This is a genomic window from Cobetia sp. MC34 (assembly GCF_018340035.1).
Classification (GTDB): Bacteria; Pseudomonadota; Gammaproteobacteria; order Pseudomonadales; family Halomonadaceae; genus Cobetia; species Cobetia amphilecti.
This window is the reverse complement of the sequence record NZ_JADPPY010000001.1, coordinates 113,415-135,973: the sequence shown is the minus strand read 5'-3', so window position 1 is coordinate 135,973 and position 22,559 is coordinate 113,415. Positions and strand designations below refer to the sequence as shown.

The window sequence follows — 22,559 nt, the reverse complement described above, 5'->3', positions numbered from 1 at the left end:
AGTCTTCATGGAACATCTCAACGATACCAGTCTGTTTCGTCCATTTGCCTATATCGACGGTGGCTGGGTAGCCGCGGATTCCGGCGAGCAGATCGAGGTCGACAATCCTGCCACCGGCGAGATCATCGGCCGCGTGCCTCGGCTGGGTTACGCCGAGACCGAACGCGCCATCGAGGCGGCGCAGCACTCCTTCGCGGACTGGAAGGAGACGCCGGCGCTGGAGCGCGCTGACATCCTGATGAAGTGGTACGCCTTGATGCTGGAGCACAAGGATGATCTGGCGCAGATCATGACGCTGGAGCAGGGCAAGCCCCTCGCCGAAGCCGCCGGTGAAATCCAGTACGCGGCCAGCTTCCTGCGCTGGTTCGCCGAAGAAGGACAGCGCGTGTATGGCGATACCATCCCGGCCGCCAAGCGTGACCAGCGCATCCTGGTGCTCAAGCAGCCGGTCGGGGTAGTGGGGGCGATCACGCCGTGGAACTTCCCGGCCTCGATGATTACCCGCAAGGCGGGCGCCGCGCTGGCCGCGGGCTGTCCGATCGTGGTCAAGCCGGCCAGCCAGACGCCGTTCTCGGCGCTGGCGCTGGCGGTGCTGGCGGAACGCGCTGGCGTGCCGCGCGGCGTCTTCAATGTCGTGCCGGGCTCGGCCAAGGACATCGCCAAGGCGATGACCGATTCCAGCATCGTACGCAAGGTGACCTTCACCGGCTCCACGGAAGTCGGGCGTGGCCTGATGGCAAATGCCGCGCAGCATATCCAGAAGATCTCGCTGGAGCTTGGCGGCAATGCGCCCTTCCTGGTGTTCGAAGACGCCGATCTCGATGCGGCGGTGGAAGGCGCGATGGCAGCCAAGTTCCGCAATGCCGGTCAGACCTGCGTCTGCACCAATCGCTTCCTGGTGCAGTCCAGCGTGGTCAATGCCTTCAGCGAGAAGCTGGCCGCCGCCATGAACGCCGAGCTGACCGTGGGCAATGGCCTGGAAGAGGGCGTCAAGGTCGGCCCGTTGATCGATGGCGACGCCGTCGAGAAGGTCACCGAGCACGTGCAGGATGCCCTCGACAAGGGTGCCGAACTGCTGCTGGGCGGCCATCCGCATCCGCTGGGGGGCAGCTTCTTCACGCCGACCCTGATCTCGCAGGTGACGCCGGAGATGAAGGTCGCCCGTGAGGAAACCTTCGGTCCGCTGGCGGCGATCTTCCCCTTCGAGAGCGAGGAAGAGGCGATCGAGATGGCCAACGACACCGAATTCGGCCTGGCCAGTTACTTCTACAGCAGCGACCTCAAGCGTGTCTGGCGCGTCTCGGAAGGTCTGGACTACGGCATGGTCGGTATCAATACCGGGCTGATCTCCAACGCCGCGGCGCCCTTCGGTGGCACCAAGGCATCGGGGCTGGGTCGTGAAGGCTCCAAGTATGGCCTCGAGGAATACATGGAAACCAAGTATCTGTGCCTTTCACTTGGCTGATCCATCGTCATCGGGTCTGCGCTGTCGATCTTTGCTTGATCCTTGCATCCTTGAGCTTTGCCTCCTGGAACTTTGCCTCTTGGAACGTTGCATCGCTGATTGATGGCCAACGCTCAAGGCAATGATCGGACACGCCATCAGCTGGCAAAAAGCCCGCCCGGGAAACCGAGCGGGCTTTTTCATGCCATGCATTTATCCCACCTGTCTGCGCCGAGTGTGCCTGCAATTTGTCTATGGAATTTTCGCTGCTGATGAGAGCGATCTTTTTGCTTCTGATGAGAGAACGGCATGCGCGTCGCGACAAGAGGCGCATGAGTCATTGGTCGTAGAGATGGAGCGTCTCTCGCAGCACGTGTCAGACCAAAGCGGTATATCGTGGTCTTTTGGCGCAGATCAGGGCCAAAGACAGCTGTGCTTTGTCGGCATTCTCTTACTTGTGCATATGCTTATTTACGCTACAGTCAAAGAGCGGGACCTGTGGTGATAGTCTTCAAGGATTGAAGACAGGGCGAGTGGCGTGGCGGACGCGACTCGCCCTTTTTTATTGCCGGAACTCGGCTCTCATGCCGCAACGCCCACTTCTCAACCCTCCCATCTCAGGCCTCACTTCTCGGCTCGCAGGTCTCACCCCAGTGGCGAAAGCCCCATGCCCGCCACCAGGCCTTCCAGTGCATGCCGCCCGGCAATCGAGTTGCCGTAGCCGTCCAGGCGTGGTGACCAGACGCAGATGCTCATCTGTCCCGGCAGGATGGCGATGATGCCACCGCCGACGCCACTCTTGCCCGGCAGGCCCACTCGCCAGGCGAAGTCGCCTGCCGCATCGTAAAGCCCGCAGGTCAGCAACAACGCATTGAGCTGGCGTGTCTCCAGCGGCGAGACCACTTCCTTGCCATCCAGCGGGTTGACGCCGCGATTGGCCAGGAAGGCGAAGCTGCGCGCCAGTTCCACGCAGTTCATCGACACCGAGCAGCTGTGGAAGTAGGTATCCAGCAGGTCATCCACATCGGAATGCACATTGCCGTAGGCCTGCATCAGGTAGGCCAGCGAGGCATTGCGCGCCTTGTGGTCCATTTCCGAGCGCGCGACCTTTTCATCGAAGCCAATATCGTCGCTGCCGGACAGACGCCTGAGCTGCTCACGCAGGGTGTTCTGGATCGAGACGATGCGCGATACCAGCAGGTCGGTGATCAGCAGGGCACCGGCATTGATGAAGGGGTTGCGCGGGATGCCGTTCTCGACCTCCAGCTGCATGATCGAGTTGAAGGCCTGGCCGGAAGGCTCACGGCCGACACGCGACCAGATCTCGTCGCTCTCAAGACGCTGCATCGCCAGTACCAGCGCATGCACCTTGGAGATCGACTGGATCGAGAAGCGGGTATGCGCGCTGCCGGCGTACTGGACACGGCCATCCACATGGCAGACGGCGATGCCGAACTGGTCAGGGTCGACCTGCGCCAGGGCCGGGATATAGTCCGCGACCTTGCCCTCGTTGAAGCAGCGGCTGGCATCATCGGACAGGCGTTCGAGCAGTGTCTGGAGAGCATCGGGGTCGAGTGGCGGCGTCATGGCAACCTTGAAGCAGCGGTAGAGGGAAAAGGGCGCGTAGCTGGCCGAGCCATCGTGACGACGGCGCCATCGGGCATCAGGCCGAGAGTGGCGCGAGGGGCCGGCAGGGCATTCTAGCGGATATGACCGCAGCTGGCGCGCTCGATGCCGCTGGCAGGGTGTACCGTCAGGCCGGCTCAATCGCGTGATAGTTGACGCTTATCAGCCAGGTAGTGCAAAGTGATTTCTACATGCAGTTGAGAATCGTTATTATTGCTTCATCATGGCAGCACGCAGTTGCCTGACCCCATGACATGCGACGCGCTGAGGCTCAGCGTCTCGCTGAGTAGACCGCCCGGAGGGCAGCCAACATGATCAAGACATTGACCTTTGCCAGCATGCACTTCTCCATCGCCTTCGGTGTCACCTACCTGCTGACCGGCGATATCGTGGTCGGTGGCCTGGTCGCCATCGTCGAGCCGGCGGTCAACACCGTCGCCTTCTTCTTCCACGAGAAGGTCTGGAACCGTGTCACCGCGCGCCGCCAGCAGGCTGCTGAGCAGCAGGCGAATTCGCGAAACGCCATGAGCGGGGCGGCACTGGCGGGCTGAGGCTGCTTGCGCGTGGCAGGGATGCGCCGCAGAATCGAGCGACCTTTTCCCGGAGCTCCCCATGCTGAAGCTTGCCCCTCGCATCGTCCGTGCCTCTCTTCCTGCCCGCGCCCGCCAACGTCCTCTCGTCCAGGGGGCGTTGGCGTTGCTGCTGGGGCTTGCCGGCAGCCTGGCTGGCCTCGAGGCCGTGGCAGCCGACGAGACACGCGATTATCACTACAGCGACGCCCATCTGCACTTCGTGGACTTCTTCCAGCAGGGTGATGGTCTGGGGGCCTTGCTGGATGCCATGGACGAGGCGCAGGTCGATCACGCCCTGGTCACGGGCATCGGCGTCGCCAAGAAGTGGCAGCAGGACGCACCCAAGAAGCCACGTTACTACATGGGCGATGATGCGCCGGTCTACTGGTATTCCGGTACCGACTACATCCTGGCCGAGGCGCTGACTCGCGCGCCCGAGCCGGTACAGGCGCGTTTCTCGCCGTTCATCACCGGCTTCAACCCCACCGATCTGAACGCTGCCGACGAGATTCGCCAGTTGATGGCGATCTATCCCGGCTTCTGGAAGGGCATCGGGGAGGTCTTCACGCGCCATGACGACCTGACGCGCCTGACCGAAGGCGAGACGCCGCGCGCCAATCATCCGGCCTTGATGAAGGTCTATGCGCTGGCGGCGGAGAAGGGGCTGCCGGTGATGGTGCATTCCAACATCACCAGCAAGCGGGAAGGGCATGAGGGCCTGTATCTCGAGGAATTCGAGAGTGCGGTGCGCGACAATCCGGACACGACCTTCATCTGGGCACACGCCGGGACCAGTGCTGAGCTCAATCGTCGTCTGGGGCGCATGACCTGGCTGCACGGCGAGATCGAGCGCATGCTGGAAACCTATCCCAACCTGAATATCGACCTGTCCTGGTCGGTGCTGGAACCCTACCTGCTGGATGATGAAGGGCAGCCGCGCTCGCGTTGGGTGGCGCTGGTCGAGCGCTTCCCACAGCGCTTCGTGCTCGGCAGTGATGTGGTCGGGCGCTTCGGCTCGGTGGGCGATATCCTCGCCAGCTATACGCCCTTCCTCGATGCGCTGTCGCCACCGGCAGCGCGCAATGTCGCGCGCGACAACTTCCTGCGCTGGGTCAACCTGCCGGTCGAATGACCGCGTTTCTTGTCAGATGCGCATGAAAAAGCCCCCGCCAGCATGTCGCTGGCGGGGGCTTCTGCGTGAGCGCTACTCTAGACACCTCTGCAGGGCAGCGATGTCCGGCGATCTCTGATCAGTGACGGAAGTGACGCATGCCGGTGAAGACCATGGCGATGCCGGCTTCGTTGGCCGCATCGATGACTTCCTGATCGCGCATGGAGCCACCCGGCTGGATGACGGCAGTGATGCCGGCCGCCGCAGCGGCGTCGATACCGTCGCGGAACGGGAAGAAGGCATCGGAGGCCATCACGGAACCCGGCACTTCCAGACCTTCATCGGCGGCCTTGATGCCGGCGATCTTGGCGGAGTACACACGGCTCATCTGGCCGGCGCCCACACCGATGGTCTGGCCATCCTTGATGTAGACGATGGCGTTGGACTTGACGAACTTGGCCACTTTCCAGGCGAAGGTCAGGTCGTTGAGTTCCTGCTCGCTCGGCGCACGCTCGGTGACGACCTTGAGCTCATCGCGGCCGACCATGCCCTGGTCGCGGTCCTGGACCAGCAGGCCGCCGGTGACACGCTTGAAGTCGTGACCGCCGGTACGTTCGGCCGCCCAGGCATCCGCGACGTCGAGCAGGCGCACATTGGCCTTGGTGGCGACGATGGCCGCCGCTTCTTCGCTGATGCCCGGGGCGATGATCACCTCGACAAACTGACGCGAGACGATCGCCTGCGCGGTCTCGGCGTCCAGCGGCACGTTGAAGGCGATGATGCCGCCGAAGGCGCTGGTCGGGTCGGTCTGGAAGGCACGCTCGTAGGCGGCCAGGGCAGACTCGCCGATGGCGACGCCACACGGGTTGGCGTGCTTGACGATGACACAGGCGGTCTCGTCGAATGCCTTGACGCACTCGAAGGCGGCATCGGTGTCGGCGACGTTGTTGTAGGACAACGCCTTGCCCTGCACCTGCACGGCCGTGGCGACGCTGGCCTCGGTGGCACCGTCCTCGACGTAGAAGGCCGCCTTCTGGTGCGGGTTCTCGCCGTAACGCATGTCCTGCTTCTTGCTCAGGCTGACGTTGTACTGACGCGGCAGGCCTTCGCTGCCGCCTTCGACACGCTGGCCCAGCCAGTTGGCGATGGCGCCATCGTAGGCGGCGGTGTGCTCAAAGGCGGCCACGGCCAGATCGAAGCGCGCGCCATCGCTGACGGCGTTGTCGTTGGCATCCATCTCGGCGATCACGCGATCATAATCCGAGGCGTTGACGACGATGGTGGTGTGGGCGTGGTTCTTGGCGCAGGAACGCACCATGGTCGGGCCGCCGATATCGATGTTCTCGATGGCGTCTTCCAGCGAGCAATCCGGGTTGGCCACGGTAGCGGCGAACGGGTACAGATTGACGATGACCATGTCGATGGGGTCGATGCCGTGCTCGGCCATCACTGCATCATCCTGGCCGCGACGGCCGAGAATGCCACCGTGGATCTTCGGGTGCAGGGTCTTGACCCGGCCATCCATCATTTCCGGGAAACCGGTGTGCTCGGACACTTCCGTCACGGCAAGGCCGTTGTCCTTGAGCAGGCGGAAGGTACCGCCAGTGGACAGCAGGGCGACGCCGCGGGCGTCCAGGGCACGAGCGAATTCGACGATTCCAGTCTTGTCGGAAACACTCAGGAGGGCGCGACGGATGGCTTGGGGCTTGGCTTGCATGATGCTCCACTCGTGGATCAACAAAAAGACGCCGGGGCACCTGTAAAGGTGCCCCGGCGGGGTCAGATCAGATCAAACTGCTTGAGCTTCTTGCGCAGTGTGCCTCGGTTGAGGCCCAGCATGTCGGCGGCGCGGGTCTGGTTGCCCTGCGCGTGGGCCATCACCGCCTCCAGCAGCGGCGCCTCGACCTCGGCCATCACCATGGCATGCAGGTCGGTGACCTGCTCGCCATCCAGGTGGGCGAAGTAGCGCGCCATGGAGTGCTCGACGGCCTCGCGCAGGGTCTGATGGTGCCGCACGGGCGTCATCAGGGTGGCCTGGCTTGCGTCGTCGGGTGAAAGAGGGTGCCTGCTGGTCATGCTGCGTGACTTCCTTGCGTCTCGGTGCGGGCGATGCCTTCCGGCTCGCCGAACAGGCGGGTCAGGAACTGGCGCTGTTGTTCCGGCTCCTCGAGGGGATTGAAGTGGCGCTTGAGCTCACTGCCATCCTCCCGCGTCGCCAGATACCAGCCCACATGCTTGCGCGCGATGCGCGTTCCCATGTAGTCACCGTAGAATTCGTACAGGGCCTCGAGGTGGGTGCGCATCACGAGGGCGCGCTCCGCATCGCTGGGGCCACAGGCTACCTGGCCGGTGGCCAGGTAGTGATTGATCTCGCGGAAGATCCAGGGATTGCCCTGGGCCGCACGGCCGATCATCACGGCGTCGGCGCCCGTATAGTCAAGCACATGTCGCGCCTTCTCGCCGCTGTCGATATCGCCATTGGCGAAGACCGGAATCGACACCGCGGCCTTCACGGCGGCGATGGTGTCGTATTCGGCCTCGCCGGTATATTTCTGCTGGCGAGTGCGACCATGCACGGACAGCGCCTGGATGCCGGCGCTTTCGGCCATGCGCGCGATGGCAATGGCGTTGCGCGTCTCTTCGCACCAGCCGGTGCGCATCTTGAGCGTGACTGGCACGTCCACGGCGCGCACCACGGCATCGAGAATCTCGCCGACGAGCTTCTCGTCGCGCATCAGGGCAGAACCGGCGGCCTTGTTGCAGACCTTCTTGGCCGGGCAGCCCATGTTGATGTCGATGATCTCGGCGCCCATCTCGGCGTTGAGCGCCGCGGCCTCGGCCAGCATGGCGGCATCACCGCCGGCGATCTGCACGGCACGCGGGCCGGGTTCGCCGGCATGATTCATGCGCGTACGTGACTTGACGGTATTCCACAGCCGCTTGTCACTGGTCACCATCTCCGATACCACCAGCCCGGCGCCCAGCTCACGACATTGCTGTCGGAACGGGCGATCGGTGACACCGGCCATCGGGGCCAGAATCACGCGATTGGGAAGCTGATGTACGCCGATGCGGGGCAGGTCGGCGGGAAGCGGGGTATCGGTCATGGGTCTCGTGTCATGCGAGTGGTGTCAGGCGCGCGAGCCGCTGTCGTGTCAGGGATTCGCGGGGGCGTCATGATACCTAGAGCGCCGCAGGGTTTGAAGGGCTATTTCATCCACAATGCATCGCGGATGCGTTCTCCCTGCGCGGCTGCGGCGCTCATGGCGTGGCTCAGCCCATCAGTGGACGCTGACCATTGAGGCGTACCCAGCCATCGCGCTCGGTGGGCTCTTCCATGATCAGGCCGGCCTCACGATAGGCGTCGAGCACCTCTCCCGCCTGGGGCGCGAGAATGCCGGAGAGCGCCAACAGGCCACCCGGGGCGACGCTGCCCGCGATCTGCGGAGCCAGTTCGACCAGCGGGCCGGCCAGGATGTTGGCGACCACGATCTGATAGCCCGCGTCCGGCAGGCGGTCCGGGTAGCACAGGGTCAGCTGGTCGCTGATGTCATTGCGCTGGGCGTTCTCACGCGAGGCCTGCAGCGCCTGCGGGTCGATATCGGTGCCCAGCGCATCCACCGCGCCGAGCTTGAGCGCGGCGATGGCGAGAATGCCGGAGCCGCAACCGAAGTCGAGCACGCTGTGCTGGGCGAGCTTGCCATCGACGGCCAGCCCATCGAGCCATTCCAGGCACAGGGCGGTGGTCGGGTGGGTGCCGGTGCCGAAGGCCAGGCCCGGGTCGAGCATCAGGTTGACGGCGTCCTGCTCCGGCGCATCGTGCCAGCTGGGCACGATCCACAGGCGCTGGCCCATCTTGAGCGGCTCGAAACCGTCCATCCATTCACGGGCCCAGTCACGGTCCTCGAGGATCTCGACCTCGATCTCCGGGCAGGGCTCATCGGGAATCAGCGCCGCCCAGCCGGCCTTGACCCGCTCGCGCATGGCCTCGATGCCTTCGGTGCCATCCCACAGGCCAGTGAGGACTGTCTCGCTCCACAGCGGCGTGCTGCCGAGGTCCGGTTCGAACAGCGGTTGGTCTTCAGCATCCTGCAGCGTGATGGCGCAGGCGCCTTCTTCCATCAGCAGATGCTCGAGAATCTCGGCGTGGTCGGGGGCGATACGCGCCTTGAGTTGCAGCCAGGACATGGTGACTCCTGTCGATGGGCGAAAAGAAAGGGGAGGAGGGCACAGACGACAGAAGGGCAGCCGAGGCCACCCTTCTGTCGTGCGTCTATCGGCAACACGCGTCACCGATCTCAAGCGGGGCGTCTTACAGGCCCAGCTTCTTCTCCAGATAATGGATGTTGACGCCACCTTCCTGGAAGCCGGCATCACGCACCAGATCCTTCTGCAGGTCAGTGTTGGTCTTGATACCTTCCACCAGCAGCTCGTCGAGGGCATTGCGCATGCGCGTCAGTGCGATCTCGCGGCTCTCGCCCCAGGTGATCAGCTTGCCGATCAGGGAGTCGTAGTGCGGCGGAACGGTGTAGCCGGAGTACAGGTGCGAGTCCATGCGCACGCCCAGACCGCCCGGCGCGTGATAGAGCTCGACCTTGCCCGGAGACGGCATGAAGGTGCGCGAATCCTCGGCATTGATGCGGCACTCGAAGGCGTGACCGCGCAGCTCGATATCTTCCTGCTTCACGGACAGCGGCAGGCCGGAGGCGATGCGCAGCTGTTCCTTGACGATATCGATGCCAGTGACCATTTCGGTCACCGGGTGCTCGACCTGAACACGAGTGTTCATCTCGATGAAGTAGAAGCCGCCGTTCTCGTACAGGAACTCGAAGGTGCCGGCGCCACGGTAGCCGATCTCGATGCAGGCATCGGTGCACGACTTGAGTACCTTGGCACGCGCTTCTTCGTCCAGCTGCGGCGCCGGTGCTTCTTCCAGCACCTTCTGGTGACGACGCTGCAGGGAGCAGTCGCGGTCATACAGATGGATGGCGTTGCCCTGGCCATCGGCCAGTACCTGGACTTCGACGTGACGCGGGTTCTGGAGGAATTTCTCCATGTACACCGTGCCGTCGCCGAAGGCCGCGGCCGCTTCACCCTGGGTGATGCTCACCGAGGACAGCAGGTTGGCCTTGGAGTGCACCACGCGCATGCCGCGACCACCACCGCCAGCGGCGGCCTTGATGATCACCGGATAGCCGATGCGCTCGGCGATGGCGTACATCTCGTCTTCGTCTTCCGGCACCGGGCCGTCGGAACCCGGCACGGTCGGAACGCCGGCCAGCTTCATCGCCTCGATGGCCGCGACCTTGTCACCCATCATGCGGATGGTGTCAGCGCGCGGGCCGATGAAGGCGAAGCCGGAACGTTCGACCTGTTCGGCGAAGTTGGCATTTTCCGACAGGAAGCCGTAGCCCGGGTGGATGGCGTCGGCGTCCGTCACCTCGGCGGCTGCGATCAGCGCCGGGATGTGGAGATAGGATTTGGCAGAGGAGGCCGGGCCGATGCACACAGCTTCATCCGCCAGGCGGACGTGCATCAGGTCGCGGTCGGCCTTGGAGTGCACCGCTACCGTCTTGATGCCCAGTTCCTTGCAGGCGCGAAGGATGCGAAGGGCGATCTCGCCGCGGTTGGCAATCAGTACCTTGTCGAGCATGGTGACGTGTCCGTTGGGATCAGGAAATGACGATCATGGGCTGGTCGAATTCAACCGGCTCGCCGTCTTCGATCAGAATGGCTTCGACGACGCCATCCTTGTCGGCTTCGATCTGGTTCATCATCTTCATGGCTTCGACGATGCAGACGGTATCACCTTTCTTGACGCTCTGGCCGACTTCGATGAAGGCCTTGGAGCCCGGCGCCGGAGAACGGTAGAAGGAGCCGACCATCGGGGAATTGATGGTGTGACCCTGCGGCGCAGCCGGTGCTGCCGGTGCTGCCGGAGCGGCCGGTGCTTCAGCGGCGCCAGCGGCTGCCGGAGCGGCCTGCTGCATCGGCTGCTGCTGCATCATCATCGGGGCCTGCATCATCGGCTGCTGGGCGAAGCCCTGCGGATGGCGGCTGATGCGAACGGACTCTTCGCCTTCCTGGATCTCGATTTCGCTGATGTTGGACTCTTCGAGCAGCTCGATCAGCTTCTTGACCTTGCGGATATCCATGAAATTAATCCCGATGTAAATGTGGCTGGAAATGGGGGTGTGCAGCCGTGATAGCGGCGGCTGCGGGCGACAGCCCCGACGGCTGTCCCGACCATGGCGATGGCCGGTGAATCCTGGTATCAGGCAGTGATGAGGCCTGATGGCGGTGCGTGAACACCGCTCTGGACGTGCCCTTACTGCGCGAGATCGTCCAGGGCGGCGTCAAGCGCCATGTCATAGCTTCGAGCGCCAAAGCCCATGATCACGCCGCGTGCCACATCGGAAAGATACGAATGGTGGCGGAACGGCTCGCGGGCATGGGTGTTGGAAAGGTGCAGCTCGATGAACGGGAGTGCGACGCCGAGTAGCGCATCGCGCAGCGCAACGCTGGTATGGGTAAAGGCCGCCGGATTGATCAGGATGATGGCGGTGCCATCTTCACGGGCAAGGTGGATACGCTCGATCAGCACATGCTCGGCGTTGGACTGCAGCCAGTCCAGCTGATGGCCGGCCGCGCTGGCGCGCTGGACCAGACGCTGGTGGATATCCTCCAGCGTGGTGGTGCCATACACCTCGGGTTCACGGGTCCCCAGAAGATTGAGATTGGGGCCGTTGAGTACCAGGATGCGCGCCATGAAAGTCCCTTGTGTCAGCCGTGCTCGAGCACCAGGCTCATTGAGCTGTTAACCCATGAAGAAAATGCAAAGATACCGTCACTATCCACGACGTTTACCTATTGAGCGTAGGCTGTTGCCGTAGTGACGCGGATTCTGCCGAAATTCTCGAACGCTGTCCAGTTTGGCACTGAACCGAAGATTTTGCCGCATTCTTCGTCCTCGCGTGCGTCTCGGCAGCAACTGCCCCGCGCCGGGCGTGTGGCAGGCACACCTTTCAGTTGGCGCGCTTTGACGTGCCACGCAGCTGATCCAGCACCGCTGTCAGGTGCTGGCCGAGCTGACTGGCGTCGACTTCCCCCTGAATGCGCGCCGCCGTGAGCTCGCGTTCATCGGCGAAGAACAGCAGGCTAGGAGGGCCGAACAGGCCGAATTGCTTGAGCAGTGCCTGGGTCGCGGCCCCGGTACTGGTGACGTCGGCGCGAATCAGGTGGAACTGGCGCAACTGGCTGGCGACGTTGGGGAAGACCTCGCGCTCCATCACCTTGCAGGAGATGCACCAGTCGGCGTAGTAGTCGACGAAGACCGGCTGGCCGCGGCTGGCGGCCAGTGCCAGTTCTCGCTCGAGCTCGCTCATGTCGCTGACGGTGGTGAAGTCCAGTGACGTCTCGGTAGCCTGCCCGGATGATGTGCCGCCAGTGAAGGGCGCCAGCGGGCGCAGCGGGTCGCTTGCGCCGCCTGCCACGCCCAGCAGGCTGATCATGCCCCAGCCCAGCGCGACCAGTCCCAGTGCCTGACGGGCACGCGCCCAGCCTCGGGTCTGTGTGCTGAGCGCCCCCAGCGCCACGCCGGTGCCGATGGCCAGAATGGCCCAGCCCAGCACTGCCAGTGAGGCCGGCAGCAAGCGCTCTACCAGCCACAGCGCCACCCCCAGCAGCAGGATACCGAAGGCCTGCTTGATGCCCTCCATCCAGCCGCCGGCCCTGGGCAGCAGGCTGGCGCCGAAGGTGCCGACCAGAATCAACGGCACGCCCATGCCGAGTCCCAGCGCGAAGAGTGCCAGCCCGCCGGTCATGGCATCGCCACTGGCGGAAAGATAGACCAGTGCCCCGGCCAGAGGTGCCGAGACGCAGGGCGATACCACGAGTACCGATAACGCGCCTGCCAGCGCCAGGCCGCCGGGGCCGGCGTTCATCAGGCGCCCTTGCAGCGCGTCGAGCCGTGAGTGCATGCCGCTGGGCAGTCGCATATTGAAGGCACCGAACATGGCCAGCGCGAACAGCACGAACAAGGCAGCGAAGGGAATCAGTACGGCCGGTGCCTGCAGATGCGCCTGCAGGTTGAGCCCCGCGCCGAACAGGCCCATCAAGGTGCCGGCCGCGGCGTAGGTCAGGGCCATGCCCAGGGCGTAGCTCGTGGAGAGCAGCAAGGCGCGCGGGCGGCTGGGGCGCTGGCCGACGATGACCGAACTCAGGATCGGAATCATCGGCAGCACGCAGGGCGTGAAGGTCAGCCCGAGACCGGCGAGGAAGAACAGCCCCAGAGCCGTCAGCAGGCTGGCATCCGCGAACAGTGCGCTGAAGCCGGCATCGGTGCCGCTGATCGGGGCTGTTGTAGTGCGACGTTCCGTCGACGCCGTCGTATCGCTCGGCTGGCTGGCGGACGGCATCAGCTGCGCGAAGGGGGCAGGGGCACTCTGCTCACCGGCCTGTAGCGTGACGGTCTCCGGCGGATAGCAGAGCCCGGCATCGGCGCAGCCCTGGAAGGTGATGGAGAGCGGGATCGGGCCGCTGGCCGGTGTGTCGTCATGCACTGCCTTGCCAGAGGAGGCGCTCATCAGCGGGATGCGAATGACCAGCGCATCGTGGAAGACATGCACCTCGCCCATGTAGGGGTCGTTCTTCAGCTCTCCCGGCGGCAGGTCGGCGTCGCCCAGCACGACCTGGTCGCTGTTGGTCGCGAAGCTGAACTGATGCCGATAGAGGTAATAGCCTTCGGCGCTAGTGAAGCCGACATACAGGGTGTCGTCCTCGCGCCAGCTGCGCGGCTTGAAGGCTTCACTGACCGGCAGGAAATCGCCCTGATTGCCGCCGCCGAACAGGCTGGACGCCGCACTGCTGGAGCCGCTGCCGGCGTTTGAACTTGAGCCTGAACTTGAGCCTGAGTCTGAGCTGAACAGGCCGGCATTGGCGGGCAGCGCCGTCATCGCCTGCGCGACCACCAGCGCGATTGCCAGCAGGGTTGCCAGCAATGCAGGGCCCAGCAGGCGTGAGAACGCGGAGGGGCGTGCGCGGCCCGTTGGCAGCGCCATGCTGACTTTCAAGAACGAACGAAGCACGAAAGCATCCTTATACAGTGCCGAAAGAACATCCTGCAGGCCTCAAGGCACCGCAGTGTCGCGCCGCCATCATCCTGCTCGGCGGCGAGCGCTGGATCGAGAGCAAGCCCATCATCGCCGCGCACGACTTGCACGCGGATGAATGTGCCACCATGTAGCAGACATCCGCTCGTGTGAGGGCGTGTGAGGACGTATCGGGCTCGAGTGGTGAAGCCGCCTGCGCGGGTGGCAGTCTGGCACTCGGCTCGGCTCAGTCCGCGGCTCGGTCCACGACCAGGCCCGTGGCTCGGTCCACGACCAGGCCCGCAATCCGGAGCGCATCGCACCTTGCCACAGAACCGGCACTTCACCGAGTGCGACTGGCACGTGCAGGGGCGCATGATAGGATAGGACGTACGTCATGAGTACCGGCGCTGGATGCATCGGCGCGGCTCACATCCGTTCAGGCAGGTCTGACTCGTCTCTCACACGGCTTTTTCTACAAGGCTTCATACAAGGAAGAACGCATGGCCCTATTCGGTAAAGGCAGCAAGCGCGGCGCCAATCGCGATGTGCTGGAAACGCCTCAGTATGGCTGGATCTGGAAACCACTGATCGGGCTGTTCGTCATTTACCTGCTGGTCTGCGTTGGCCTTGGTATCTACTGGAGCAGTGAACCGGACGAGTTCAACATCGATCAGGCCACGCGCACCGAACTGGCTCGCGTGCATGGTCTGGCCGCGCCGGTGGCCAAGGTCGAGGGCGAAGAGCCGGCACCGGCTTTCGAGACCCTGCCGACAGGCACCGCGACCGTCGCCACCCTGATGAAACTCAACGATACCCTGCTGCACAAGCCGGGTGGCTATCTCAAGAATGATGTGGCGCCGCCGGGGCTGATGCTCGACAACATGCCCAACTGGGAATATGGCGTGCTGGTGCAGGTACGTGACATGACGCGTGAACTGCGCAAGGAATTCAGCCGCTCGCAGTCCCAGTCCAGCGATGACAAGGCGCTGGGCAAGGCCGAATCCCTGCTGTTCATCGATGCCAATGCCTGGATGCTGCCGGAAGCCGAGCACGAATATGCCGACGCCAACCGTGAGCTGGGCGACTACCTCAAGCGTCTGAGCGATGACACCCAGAACAACGGCCAGTTCTACGCGCGTGCCGACAACCTGGTGGCATGGCTGTCGGATGTCGAGAATCGCCTCGGTTCCCTGTCCCAGCGTCTGTCGGCGAGTGTCGGCAAGTCGCAGCTCAACCTGAGCCTGGCCGGTGACAAGAGTGCCACCTCGGCCAAGAGCACCCAGACGGAAGAAGAGATCAAGACGCCGTGGCTCGAGATCGACGACGTCTTCTATCAGGCACGCGGCACCTCCTGGGCGCTGATCCATCTGCTCAAGGCAGTGCGTCATGACTTCCAGGGCGTGCTGGAAGACAAGAACGCGCTGACCTCCATCGACCAGATCATCCGTGAGCTGGAAGCGACCCAGACCGATATCGGCAGCCCGATCATCCTCAATGGCTCCGGCTTCGGCTTCTTCGCCAACCATTCGCTGGTGATGGCCAACTACGTCGCGCGTGCCAACTCCGCGATCAGTGACCTGCGCAGCCTGCTCGAGAAGGGCTGATCCCGTGACGCCCGATGCCGCCTGAGGGTTCTCCTCACCGGTGTCGGGCGTGAGCCGGAAACGAAAAAGCCCCCGTCAATGACGGGGGCTTTTTTGCATCGTGATGCCTGAATCGCGCATCACATCAGAAGGACTCAGTCTTTCTGATAGGCAGCGGCTGCCTTCTCGATCGCGGCACGGGCGGCATCAGCACCGTCCCAGGAATCGATCTTGACCCACTTGCCTTTCTCGAGATCCTTGTAGTTCTCGAAGAAGTGCGCGATCTGCTGACGCAGCAGTTCCGGCAGATCAGTGACTTCCTGGACGTCGTCGTACAGGGAGGTCAGCTTCTGGTGCGGGACGCAGACCAGCTTGGCGTCTTCACCGGCTTCGTCGCTCATGTTGAGCACGCCGACCGGACGCGCACGGATGACGCTGCCCGGTGCGACCGGATACGGGGTCACGACCAGCGCGTCGAGGGCATCGCCATCGTCGGCCAGGGTGTTCGGGATGTAGCCGTAGTTGGCCGGGTAGAACATCGGGGTGGCCATGAAACGATCCACCATGAGCGCATCGATGTCCTTGTCGATCTCGTACTTGATCGGCGCGTGATTGGCCGGAATCTCGATCGCTACGTAGACGTCGTTCGGCAATTCCTTGCCAGCGGGGATCTTGTCGAAACTCATTGTCGAGTCCTTGGGTTTGCGGGTTGAAGGCCTGCGGGTCAAAATTCCGCTGAATTATACGAACTGGCAGACCGTTTTGCCATTATGCCACGCTCGATCGCCTTGCGTTGCACCAACGAGTGGTGGCACTGCAGGCTGACTCGGGTAACACTTGGGGCCGTCCAGCGCGGCGCAACGGCGATTGCGTGTTTCAGCGTCGGGCTGGCGCAGCGTCACCACCGCATGCATGAAACGTAACGGCAGGATCGAGACGCAAGGAGACCGCCTTGGCGGATGCAGAGCTTTCACTCAGTTACGGTCAGGCCTTCGTGGCTCCCGACCGCAAGCGTCATCGCAGCTCGATGTCGCTGGAGATACCGCTGGAGCGCGGCCCGCTGGCGGCCAAGGGCGGCTGTGCGCTGATCGCCGACACCACCAGCAAGAATGCGATTGCCAAGCAGGCCGGCGACCTTGCCGTGCGTGGCTTTCTGGCCGATTACTTCGCCACGCCCGACAACTGGAGCGTCAAGTATTCCGCGACCCGCGTGCTGCGGGCGCTGAACAGCTGGTGTTACAGCCAGAGCCGCTTCGTGCGGGGCGGCAGTTACGTGACCTCGATTTCCGCCGTCGTCTTCCGGGGCCAGTCGGCGCATCTGTTCCATGCCGGCGACACGGTGGTCTTCCGGCTGCGTGGCGGCGAGTTCGAGCAGATCTCGCGCGATCATGTCACCGATCTCGGCGGCTATCGTTATCCGTCGCGGGCGCTGGGCATGGATGTCAGCCTCGACATCGACTACATCGAGCTGCCGCTCAAGCAGGGCGATATCTTCCTGTTCACCACCCAGGCGGTGCGCGGCACCCTGCTGCCTTCCGATTTCGTGTCACTGATTCGCGATGACGTCTCGGATCTCGATGCCGCCAGTGAGCGCCTGGCGCATGCCGCGGCGGACCGCGCCGATGAGCGCGGCTACACGGCCGACCAGTTCTGCTTCCAGCTGGTGCGCATCGATCGCCTGGCGACTGCCTCTGACGATACGCCGGGGCGCGTCTATGGCGACCTGCCGGTGCCGCGTGAGCTGGAGCCGGGCGACCGCATCGATGGCCTGGAAGTGATGGAGGTCATGTCGCGCAGTGCGCGGGTACGCGTCTACAAGGTGCGTGACCTCAAGAGCCGGCGCGTGATGGTGATGAAGGCGCCCAGCCCGGAGCTGTCGCTCAAGAATGCCTATCTCGAGCACTTCCTGCTCCAGCAGTGGGTGGTGGACCGCGTCAGCTCGCCCTTCGTGGTCAAGGTGGTGGAGCCGTCACGCCCGCGTGATCATCTCTACTATCTGCTCGAGCATCTGGAGGCGCAGACACTGACCGAATGGGCGCGCATGCACCCGCAGGCCAATCTCGAGCAGCGTCTCGATATCGCGCGCCAACTTGGCAAGGCCGTGCATGCCCTCAATCGTCGTGAGGTGCTGCACCAGCTGATTCACCCCGACAACGTGATGATCGACCGTCATGGCAAGGTGGTGCTGGTCGATTTCGGTGCCTGCCATCTGCGTGAAGGGGATGGCCATGAGAGCGCCGGTCCGCTGGCGCGTCAGGTCGGCCTCACCGAACACAGCGCGCCGGAATATGCCCTTGGTGCCGATGTCAGTCGACGCAGCGATCAATACGGCCTGGCCTCGGTGATCTACTGGCTGCTGACCGGCATGCAGCCCTACGCCCAGTCGATGGAGCAGCTGCGCACCCACACCGACCTCGAACTGCTGGAATATCAGCCAGCCCGCATGCGCAATCCCCAGGTGCCACAGATCCTGGACGATGCCCTCAGGCGCGCCCTGGACCCGCAGCGCACCCTGCGCTATCGCCGCCTGTCTGAGCTGCTCTACGCGCTGCGCCTGCCGCAGCAGGACCCCGGCAAGGCGCTGACGCCCTCGGAGGCGATACGTGAGCCGGCCAATTTCTGGCAGGGCGTCGCCGGCATCCTGCTGTTGCTGCTGGTGCTGTCCTGGCTGCTCAAGTGAGCGCAGAGCCTGATGGGGCTCAAGGCCATGGTGGGAGGAAGAGGTGTATGGGGCAGACCGCGATCGTGATCGGGGCGACCGGCGTGGTGGGGCGCGAGGTGGTGGCTGAACTCATCGCCTGCGAGGCCATCGCCCGAGTCGTCACGCTGACGCGCCGGCCGGCGCTTGGCGACTCTGACAAGGTCGAGAACCATGTGGTCGACTTCGCGCGCCTGGAAGACTGGACCCACTGTTTCCAGGCGGACCTGCTGTTCTCGTGCCTGGGCACCACGCTCAAGCAGGCAGGCTCGCTCGAGGCCCAGCGGCGTGTCGATATCGATCATCAACTGAGTGCCGCCCGGCTGGCGGCCGCCCAGGGAGTGACGCACTACCTGCTGGTCTCCTCCAGCGGTGCCAATCATGTGAGCCGCAATGGCTATCTCAGGATGAAGGGCGAGCTGGAAATGGCCACCAAGGCGCTGCCTTTTGCGCGTATCAGTATCTTCCAGCCGTCATTGCTGGTGGGGGAGCGCAGCGAGTTCCGCCTGGGCGAGTCGCTGGCGCGCTATCTGTTGCCAGCGCTCACCCGCTTGCCGGGCTTGCAGCGCTATCGACCGATCCGTGGCGCTCAGGTAGCGGCGCGTATGGTCGAGGTCAGCCAGCGTCAGCAGCAGGCGCATGCGGTGTACCGGTTGGAGGAGGTGTTTCCCCCTGCATGACAACTGACAGCCATCAAAAAGCCCCGCACAGTTGTCTGTGCGGGGCTTTTTTGACACTCGCTTCACTGTCATGACCGGCTCTGTCAACGACCGGGACAGTCAGCTATCGGTACTGTCAGCAACTGGCTGTGTCAGCGACGAACCGCTCAGGCGCATCAACGCGAGGCGATCAGATCGTGAACGGTGTCAGCTTCTTCTCGACCTTGGTCAGCGTGAGCCTGGCGACCGCCGGCAGACCATTGACGAACGGCGGGAAGTCCTCACCCTGGATCAGCGGCGACAGATATTCGCGGCAGGCATCGGTGATGTAGAAGCCATCTTCGGTGATGAACTCCAGCGGCATGAACTTCTCGTGGTTGGCGATCTGCTCCAGCGGCGCCTCGATGATGTCCCAGGCGTAGTCAGCGCCATCGCCGAGGCGACGGATCGCCGGCATCACGGCATTCTTGCCGGCCAGCGCCATCTCGACGGCGGCACGGCCAGTGGCGTAGGCCTGCTCGACGTCGGTCCTGGAGGCGATGTGACGCGCTGCGCGCTGCAGGTAGTCGGCCACCGCCCAGTGGTACTTGTAGCCCAGGTCCTGCTTGACCATGCCGGCCAGTGTCGGCGCGACGCCGCCCAGCTGACGGTGGCCGAAGGCATCGGTGTTGCCGGCATCGGCCAGGAAGGTGCCATCTTCGTAACGCGCACCTTCGGAGACCACGACCACGCAGTAGCCGTGTTCCTTGACGCAGGCATCGACGCGCGCCATGAATTCCTTGCGGTGGAAGGCGACTTCCGGGAAGACGACGATGTGCGGCGGCTGGGTGGCATCTTCACCGGCCAGGGCGCCGGCAGCGGCGATCCAGCCCGCGTGACGACCCATGACTTCCAGGATGAACACCTTGGTGGAGGTGGCGCACATGGAGGCGATGTCGAGACCGGCTTCACGGGTGGAGGTGGCGATGTACTTGGCCACGCTGCCGAAGCCCGGCGAGTTGTCGGTGATCGGCAGGTCGTTGTCCACGGTCTTCGGCACGTGGATGGCCTGGATCGGGTAGCCCATGGTCTCGGCCAGCTGGGAGACCTTCAGGCAGGTATCGGCGCTGTCGCCGCCACCGTTGTAGAAGAAGTAACGGATGTCGTGGGCCTTGAACACCTCGATCAGACGCTCGTACTGGGTACGGTGGTCCTCGATGCTCTTGAGCTTGTAGCGGCAGGAGCCGAAGGCACCGCCCGGCGTGTGGCGCAGCGCGGCGATGTTCTCGTCGCTTTCCTGGCTGACGTCGATCAGGTCTTCGGTCAGGGCACCGATGATGCCGTTGTGACCGGCATACAGCTTGCCGATCTGGTCGCCGTTTTCACGAGCGGCTTCGATGACGCCACAGGCACTGGCGTTGATGACGGCGGTAACGCCACCGGACTGGGCGTAGAAGGCATTGTGCTGGGGCATGGGCTTCTCGTCTCTGCTTCCTTGTCATGGTCTTGAACGGGCTGGCGCTTACCCGCCGCATCATATCCGAAAGACATGACCCCTGCACGACGCCCGAATGCCACTGGGGGTGTCGTCCATCCCTGACAGGCCGCGCGCTACTCGCCGCCTGGCGGGCATGCTAGGCTGCTCGGGCTTCCGGATTGGAGAAACAGATGCACCTTCACGTCATCGGTATTTGCGGTACCTTCATGGGCTCTCTGGCGCTGCTGGCGCGCGCACGCGGTCATCGCGTCACGGGGAGCGATGCCAACGTCTATCCGCCCATGAGCACACAGCTGGCCGAGGCCGGTATCACCCTGATGGAAGGCTATGCGGCCGACAATCTCGTCCCCGCGCCTGACCTTACGGTGGTCGGCAATGCCGTCTCGCGCGGCAACCCCGAAGTCGAGGCGCTGCTCGAGCGTGGGCTGGCCTATACCTCCGGCCCGCAATGGCTGTGTGACGAGGTGCTGACCGGCCGTCCGGTGATCGCCATCGCCGGCACCCACGGCAAGACCACCACCGCGACCATGACTGCCTGGATTCTCGAATGCGCGGGCCTCGCGCCGGGCTATCTGATCGGTGGCGTGCCGCCGCAGCTGGGTGATTCCGCGCGTATCGGCGACCCCCAGGCGCCCTTCGTGGTCGAGGCCGATGAATACGACACGGCCTTCTTCGACAAGCGTTCCAAGTTCGTGCATTACCGTCCGCGCATCGCCGTGCTCAACAATCTTGAGTTCGATCACGCCGACATCTTCCCGGATCTCGCCGCCATCGAACGTCAGTTCCACCACCTGGTGCGCACCGTGCCGGCTGGCGGCAAGCTGGTGGTCGCGGCGGACGCCGTCGCCGGTGCCGAGGCGCTGGAGCGCGTGCTGGATCAAGGCTGCTGGACGCCGGTGACGCGCTTCGGCGATGAGAGCGGCATCGAGAATGCCGGTGGCGACTGGCGCTATCGCCTGATCAGTGCCGATGGCAGCCACTTTGCGCTGGCACCGCCGTTTGATGATTCAGGCGAGGCGGACCGCTTCGTCGAGTGCCAGTGGGCGATGCGCGGACGCCACAACGTGGCCAATGCCTGCGCCGCCGTGGCCGCGGCCGTCGAATGCGGCGTGAGTCTCGCGGTGGCACTGGAGGCGCTCGCGCGTTTCGCGCCACCCAGGCGTCGCCAGGAGCTGCGAGGTGAGGTGGCAGGCGTCAAGGTCATCGATGACTTCGCGCACCACCCGACCGCCATCGCCACCACGCTTGAAGGCCTGGCGCCGGGCGTGGCGGCCGAAGGGCAGGGCGGTCGCCTGTGGGCGGTGATCGAACCGCGCTCCAATACCATGAAGCTCGGTACCATGAAGGCGCGTCTGCCGGCTTCAGTGACCGCGGCCGACCGCGTCAGCTGGTTCGCGGGCCCCAGCCTTGGCTGGTCATTGGAGGAGACGGTCAGCGAGTGCCGCGCGCTCGGCGTGGAGGCGGAGGTCGAGCAGGACCTCGACACCCTGATCGCGAAGATCGCCAATCAATCCCGCGCCGGCGACTGGGTGGTGGTGATGTCCAACGGCGGCTTCGGCGGTATCCACGAGCGCCTTCTGTCGGCGCTGGCAGCACGTGAAGGTGAAGCATGAAGACGCAAGCGACAGCCCCAGAGGGCGAGTTCAAGTCGGCGGTCACCGTCGCGCTGACCGGGGCCTCCGGCGCGCAGTACGGCCTGCGCCTGATCGAGTGTCTGGTCGCGGCCGGTCATGAAGTGATGGTGATGGTCTCCAAGGCGGCGCACATGGTGATCGCCACCGAGACCGACGAGGAGCTGCCGGCGCGCCCGGCGCGTCTCACCGAGGTGCTCACGCAGCGCTACGCCGCCAGACCCGGCCAGATTCGCTGCTTCGGACGCGAGGACTGGATGGCCCCGGTGGCCTCCGGCTCCGGCGCGCCGAGCGCCATGGTGGTGTGCCCGTGTTCCACCGGTTCGCTGTCCGCGATCGCGACCGGGGCCAGCAACAACCTGATCGAGCGCGCCGCCGATGTGGCTCTCAAGGAGCGCCGCACGCTGATTCTGGTGCCGCGCGAGACGCCGTTCTCGGCCATCCATCTCGAACACATGCTGAGTCTGACGCGCATGGGCGCCGTCATCCTGCCCGCCGCGCCCGGCTTCTATCATCGCCCGCAGACCCTCGATGACATGATCGATTTCATCGTCGCGCGCATTCTCAACCAGCTGGGAGTCTCGCATGCGCTGATGCCGCGCTGGGGCGAGGGGCATGTCAGCGGCGATTGAAGGGCGGTCAGTCGATCCGCTCGGGTGAGAGCTT

20 protein-coding genes are annotated in these 22,559 nt (G+C 64.2%); 9 read left to right on the top strand and 11 right to left on the bottom strand.

Annotated features, from left to right (window positions below; genetic code table 11):
• The first annotated feature begins 7 nt into the window (after window positions 1-7).
• The gene (locus IZU87_RS00590; RefSeq protein WP_043332412.1) at window positions 8-1,465 is read left to right on the top strand and encodes an NAD-dependent succinate-semialdehyde dehydrogenase; all 1,458 of its coding nucleotides are present in this window, start codon (window positions 8-10) and stop codon (window positions 1,463-1,465) included.
• A gap of 624 nt (window positions 1,466-2,089) precedes the next feature.
• Here IZU87_RS00590 and glsB read toward each other — a convergent pair.
• Window positions 2,090-3,031 carry a glutaminase B gene (glsB, locus tag IZU87_RS00585; protein ID WP_054555045.1) on the bottom strand — a complete coding sequence of 314 codons (942 nt, stop codon included), beginning with the start codon at window positions 3,029-3,031 and terminating at the stop codon, window positions 2,090-2,092.
• A 350-nt stretch (window positions 3,032-3,381) separates the two neighbouring features.
• Here glsB and IZU87_RS00580 point away from each other — a divergent pair, with 350 nt between their 5' ends.
• The gene (locus IZU87_RS00580; RefSeq protein WP_153635225.1) at window positions 3,382-3,621 is read left to right on the top strand and encodes a DUF2061 domain-containing protein; all 240 of its coding nucleotides are present in this window, start codon (window positions 3,382-3,384) and stop codon (window positions 3,619-3,621) included.
• Window positions 3,622-3,682: 61 nt separating this feature from the next.
• Window positions 3,683-4,774 carry an amidohydrolase family protein gene (locus IZU87_RS00575; protein WP_213113378.1) on the top strand — a complete coding sequence of 364 codons (1,092 nt, stop codon included), beginning with the start codon at window positions 3,683-3,685 and terminating at the stop codon, window positions 4,772-4,774.
• Window positions 4,775-4,892: 118 nt separating this feature from the next.
• Here the strand turns inward: IZU87_RS00575 and purH are convergent, their stop codons facing one another.
• The 8 genes from purH to dsbD form a co-directional block, all read right to left on the bottom strand.
• Window positions 4,893-6,470 carry a bifunctional phosphoribosylaminoimidazolecarboxamide formyltransferase/IMP cyclohydrolase gene (purH, locus tag IZU87_RS00570; protein ID WP_107335370.1) on the bottom strand — a complete coding sequence of 526 codons (1,578 nt, stop codon included), beginning with the start codon at window positions 6,468-6,470 and terminating at the stop codon, window positions 4,893-4,895.
• Between the two features lie 62 nt (window positions 6,471-6,532).
• Window positions 6,533-6,829 carry a DNA-binding transcriptional regulator Fis gene (fis, locus tag IZU87_RS00565; RefSeq protein WP_043331993.1) on the bottom strand — a complete coding sequence of 99 codons (297 nt, stop codon included), beginning with the start codon at window positions 6,827-6,829 and terminating at the stop codon, window positions 6,533-6,535.
• Entirely contained in the window at window positions 6,826-7,860 is a 1,035-nt protein-coding gene (dusB, locus tag IZU87_RS00560) for a tRNA dihydrouridine synthase DusB (RefSeq protein WP_043331991.1), read from the bottom strand. Before dusB ends, fis begins: the two co-directional genes overlap by 4 nt.
• Before the next feature lie 166 nt (window positions 7,861-8,026).
• Window positions 8,027-8,941 (bottom strand): 50S ribosomal protein L11 methyltransferase, encoded by a 915-nt coding sequence (gene prmA, locus IZU87_RS00555; RefSeq protein ID WP_213113377.1) that lies wholly within the window; start codon window positions 8,939-8,941, stop codon window positions 8,027-8,029.
• 124 nt (window positions 8,942-9,065) lie between these two features.
• Entirely contained in the window at window positions 9,066-10,406 is a 1,341-nt protein-coding gene (gene accC, locus IZU87_RS00550) for an acetyl-CoA carboxylase biotin carboxylase subunit (RefSeq protein WP_213113376.1), read from the bottom strand.
• 19 nt (window positions 10,407-10,425) lie between these two features.
• Entirely contained in the window at window positions 10,426-10,908 is a 483-nt protein-coding gene (accB, locus tag IZU87_RS00545) for an acetyl-CoA carboxylase biotin carboxyl carrier protein (protein WP_213113375.1), read from the bottom strand.
• A gap of 173 nt (window positions 10,909-11,081) precedes the next feature.
• Window positions 11,082-11,522, bottom strand: a complete 441-nt coding sequence (gene aroQ / locus IZU87_RS00540) for a type II 3-dehydroquinate dehydratase (RefSeq protein ID WP_043331983.1) — start codon at window positions 11,520-11,522, stop codon at window positions 11,082-11,084.
• Between the two features lie 256 nt (window positions 11,523-11,778).
• Window positions 11,779-13,812, bottom strand: a complete 2,034-nt coding sequence (gene dsbD / locus IZU87_RS00535) for a protein-disulfide reductase DsbD (protein WP_249330357.1) — start codon at window positions 13,810-13,812, stop codon at window positions 11,779-11,781.
• Window positions 13,813-13,856: 44 nt separating this feature from the next.
• On the opposite strand from dsbD, the gene IZU87_RS00530 reads away from it, so the two are divergent.
• Window positions 13,857-13,997, top strand: a complete 141-nt coding sequence (locus tag IZU87_RS00530; RefSeq protein ID WP_213113374.1) for a hypothetical protein — start codon at window positions 13,857-13,859, stop codon at window positions 13,995-13,997.
• Window positions 13,998-14,345: 348 nt separating this feature from the next.
• Window positions 14,346-15,449 carry a DUF2333 family protein gene (locus IZU87_RS00525; protein ID WP_043331981.1) on the top strand — a complete coding sequence of 368 codons (1,104 nt, stop codon included), beginning with the start codon at window positions 14,346-14,348 and terminating at the stop codon, window positions 15,447-15,449.
• A gap of 134 nt (window positions 15,450-15,583) precedes the next feature.
• On the opposite strand, the gene ppa is transcribed toward IZU87_RS00525, so the two are convergent.
• Complete coding sequence (gene ppa / locus IZU87_RS00520; protein ID WP_043331979.1) at window positions 15,584-16,114, bottom strand: inorganic diphosphatase; 531 nt, start codon at window positions 16,112-16,114, stop codon at window positions 15,584-15,586.
• Between the two features lie 266 nt (window positions 16,115-16,380).
• Between ppa and IZU87_RS00515 the strand changes: the two genes are divergently transcribed.
• Together IZU87_RS00515 and IZU87_RS00510 are read left to right on the top strand one after the other, a co-directional pair.
• A complete protein-coding gene (locus IZU87_RS00515; protein ID WP_043331977.1) occupies window positions 16,381-18,108 on the top strand; it encodes a bifunctional protein-serine/threonine kinase/phosphatase in 1,728 nt (575 codons plus the stop codon).
• Between the two features lie 47 nt (window positions 18,109-18,155).
• Window positions 18,156-18,806, top strand: coding sequence for an NAD(P)H-binding protein (locus IZU87_RS00510; RefSeq protein WP_213113373.1), 651 nt, complete (start codon window positions 18,156-18,158; stop codon window positions 18,804-18,806).
• A 169-nt stretch (window positions 18,807-18,975) separates the two neighbouring features.
• Here the strand turns inward: IZU87_RS00510 and IZU87_RS00505 are convergent, their stop codons facing one another.
• Window positions 18,976-20,238 (bottom strand): 6-phosphofructokinase, encoded by a 1,263-nt coding sequence (locus tag IZU87_RS00505; protein ID WP_213113372.1) that lies wholly within the window; start codon window positions 20,236-20,238, stop codon window positions 18,976-18,978.
• Window positions 20,239-20,432: 194 nt separating this feature from the next.
• Here IZU87_RS00505 and mpl point away from each other — a divergent pair, with 194 nt between their 5' ends.
• Window positions 20,433-21,875 (top strand): UDP-N-acetylmuramate:L-alanyl-gamma-D-glutamyl-meso-diaminopimelate ligase, encoded by a 1,443-nt coding sequence (gene mpl / locus IZU87_RS00500; RefSeq protein WP_213113371.1) that lies wholly within the window; start codon window positions 20,433-20,435, stop codon window positions 21,873-21,875.
• Window positions 21,872-22,525, top strand: a complete 654-nt coding sequence (locus IZU87_RS00495; RefSeq protein ID WP_213113370.1) for a flavin prenyltransferase UbiX — start codon at window positions 21,872-21,874, stop codon at window positions 22,523-22,525. The genes mpl and IZU87_RS00495 overlap by 4 nt, the downstream gene beginning before the upstream one ends.
• Window positions 22,526-22,559 lie beyond the last annotated feature (34 nt).

Excerpts from the sequence above, each read along its gene's own strand:
- IZU87_RS00590 (WP_043332412.1), top strand. The coding sequence starts at position 8 with ATGGAACATCTCAACGATACCAGTCTGTTTCGTCCATTTGCCTATATC.
- glsB (WP_054555045.1), bottom strand. The coding sequence starts at position 3,031 with ATGACGCCGCCACTCGACCCCGATGCTCTCCAGACACTGCTCGAACGC.
- IZU87_RS00580 (WP_153635225.1), top strand. The coding sequence starts at position 3,382 with ATGATCAAGACATTGACCTTTGCCAGCATGCACTTCTCCATCGCCTTC.
- IZU87_RS00575 (WP_213113378.1), top strand. The coding sequence starts at position 3,683 with ATGCTGAAGCTTGCCCCTCGCATCGTCCGTGCCTCTCTTCCTGCCCGC.
- purH (WP_107335370.1), bottom strand. The coding sequence starts at position 6,470 with ATGCAAGCCAAGCCCCAAGCCATCCGTCGCGCCCTCCTGAGTGTTTCC.
- fis (WP_043331993.1), bottom strand. The coding sequence starts at position 6,829 with ATGACCAGCAGGCACCCTCTTTCACCCGACGACGCAAGCCAGGCCACC.
- dusB (WP_043331991.1), bottom strand. The coding sequence starts at position 7,860 with ATGACCGATACCCCGCTTCCCGCCGACCTGCCCCGCATCGGCGTACAT.
- prmA (WP_213113377.1), bottom strand. The coding sequence starts at position 8,941 with ATGTCCTGGCTGCAACTCAAGGCGCGTATCGCCCCCGACCACGCCGAG.
- accC (WP_213113376.1), bottom strand. The coding sequence starts at position 10,406 with ATGCTCGACAAGGTACTGATTGCCAACCGCGGCGAGATCGCCCTTCGC.
- accB (WP_213113375.1), bottom strand. The coding sequence starts at position 10,908 with ATGGATATCCGCAAGGTCAAGAAGCTGATCGAGCTGCTCGAAGAGTCC.
- aroQ (WP_043331983.1), bottom strand. The coding sequence starts at position 11,522 with ATGGCGCGCATCCTGGTACTCAACGGCCCCAATCTCAATCTTCTGGGG.
- dsbD (WP_249330357.1), bottom strand. The coding sequence starts at position 13,812 with ATGGCGCTGCCAACGGGCCGCGCACGCCCCTCCGCGTTCTCACGCCTG.
- IZU87_RS00525 (WP_043331981.1), top strand. The coding sequence starts at position 14,346 with ATGGCCCTATTCGGTAAAGGCAGCAAGCGCGGCGCCAATCGCGATGTG.
- ppa (WP_043331979.1), bottom strand. The coding sequence starts at position 16,114 with ATGAGTTTCGACAAGATCCCCGCTGGCAAGGAATTGCCGAACGACGTC.
- IZU87_RS00510 (WP_213113373.1), top strand. The coding sequence starts at position 18,156 with ATGGGGCAGACCGCGATCGTGATCGGGGCGACCGGCGTGGTGGGGCGC.
- IZU87_RS00505 (WP_213113372.1), bottom strand. The coding sequence starts at position 20,238 with ATGCCCCAGCACAATGCCTTCTACGCCCAGTCCGGTGGCGTTACCGCC.
- mpl (WP_213113371.1), top strand. The coding sequence starts at position 20,433 with ATGCACCTTCACGTCATCGGTATTTGCGGTACCTTCATGGGCTCTCTG.
- IZU87_RS00495 (WP_213113370.1), top strand. The coding sequence starts at position 21,872 with ATGAAGACGCAAGCGACAGCCCCAGAGGGCGAGTTCAAGTCGGCGGTC.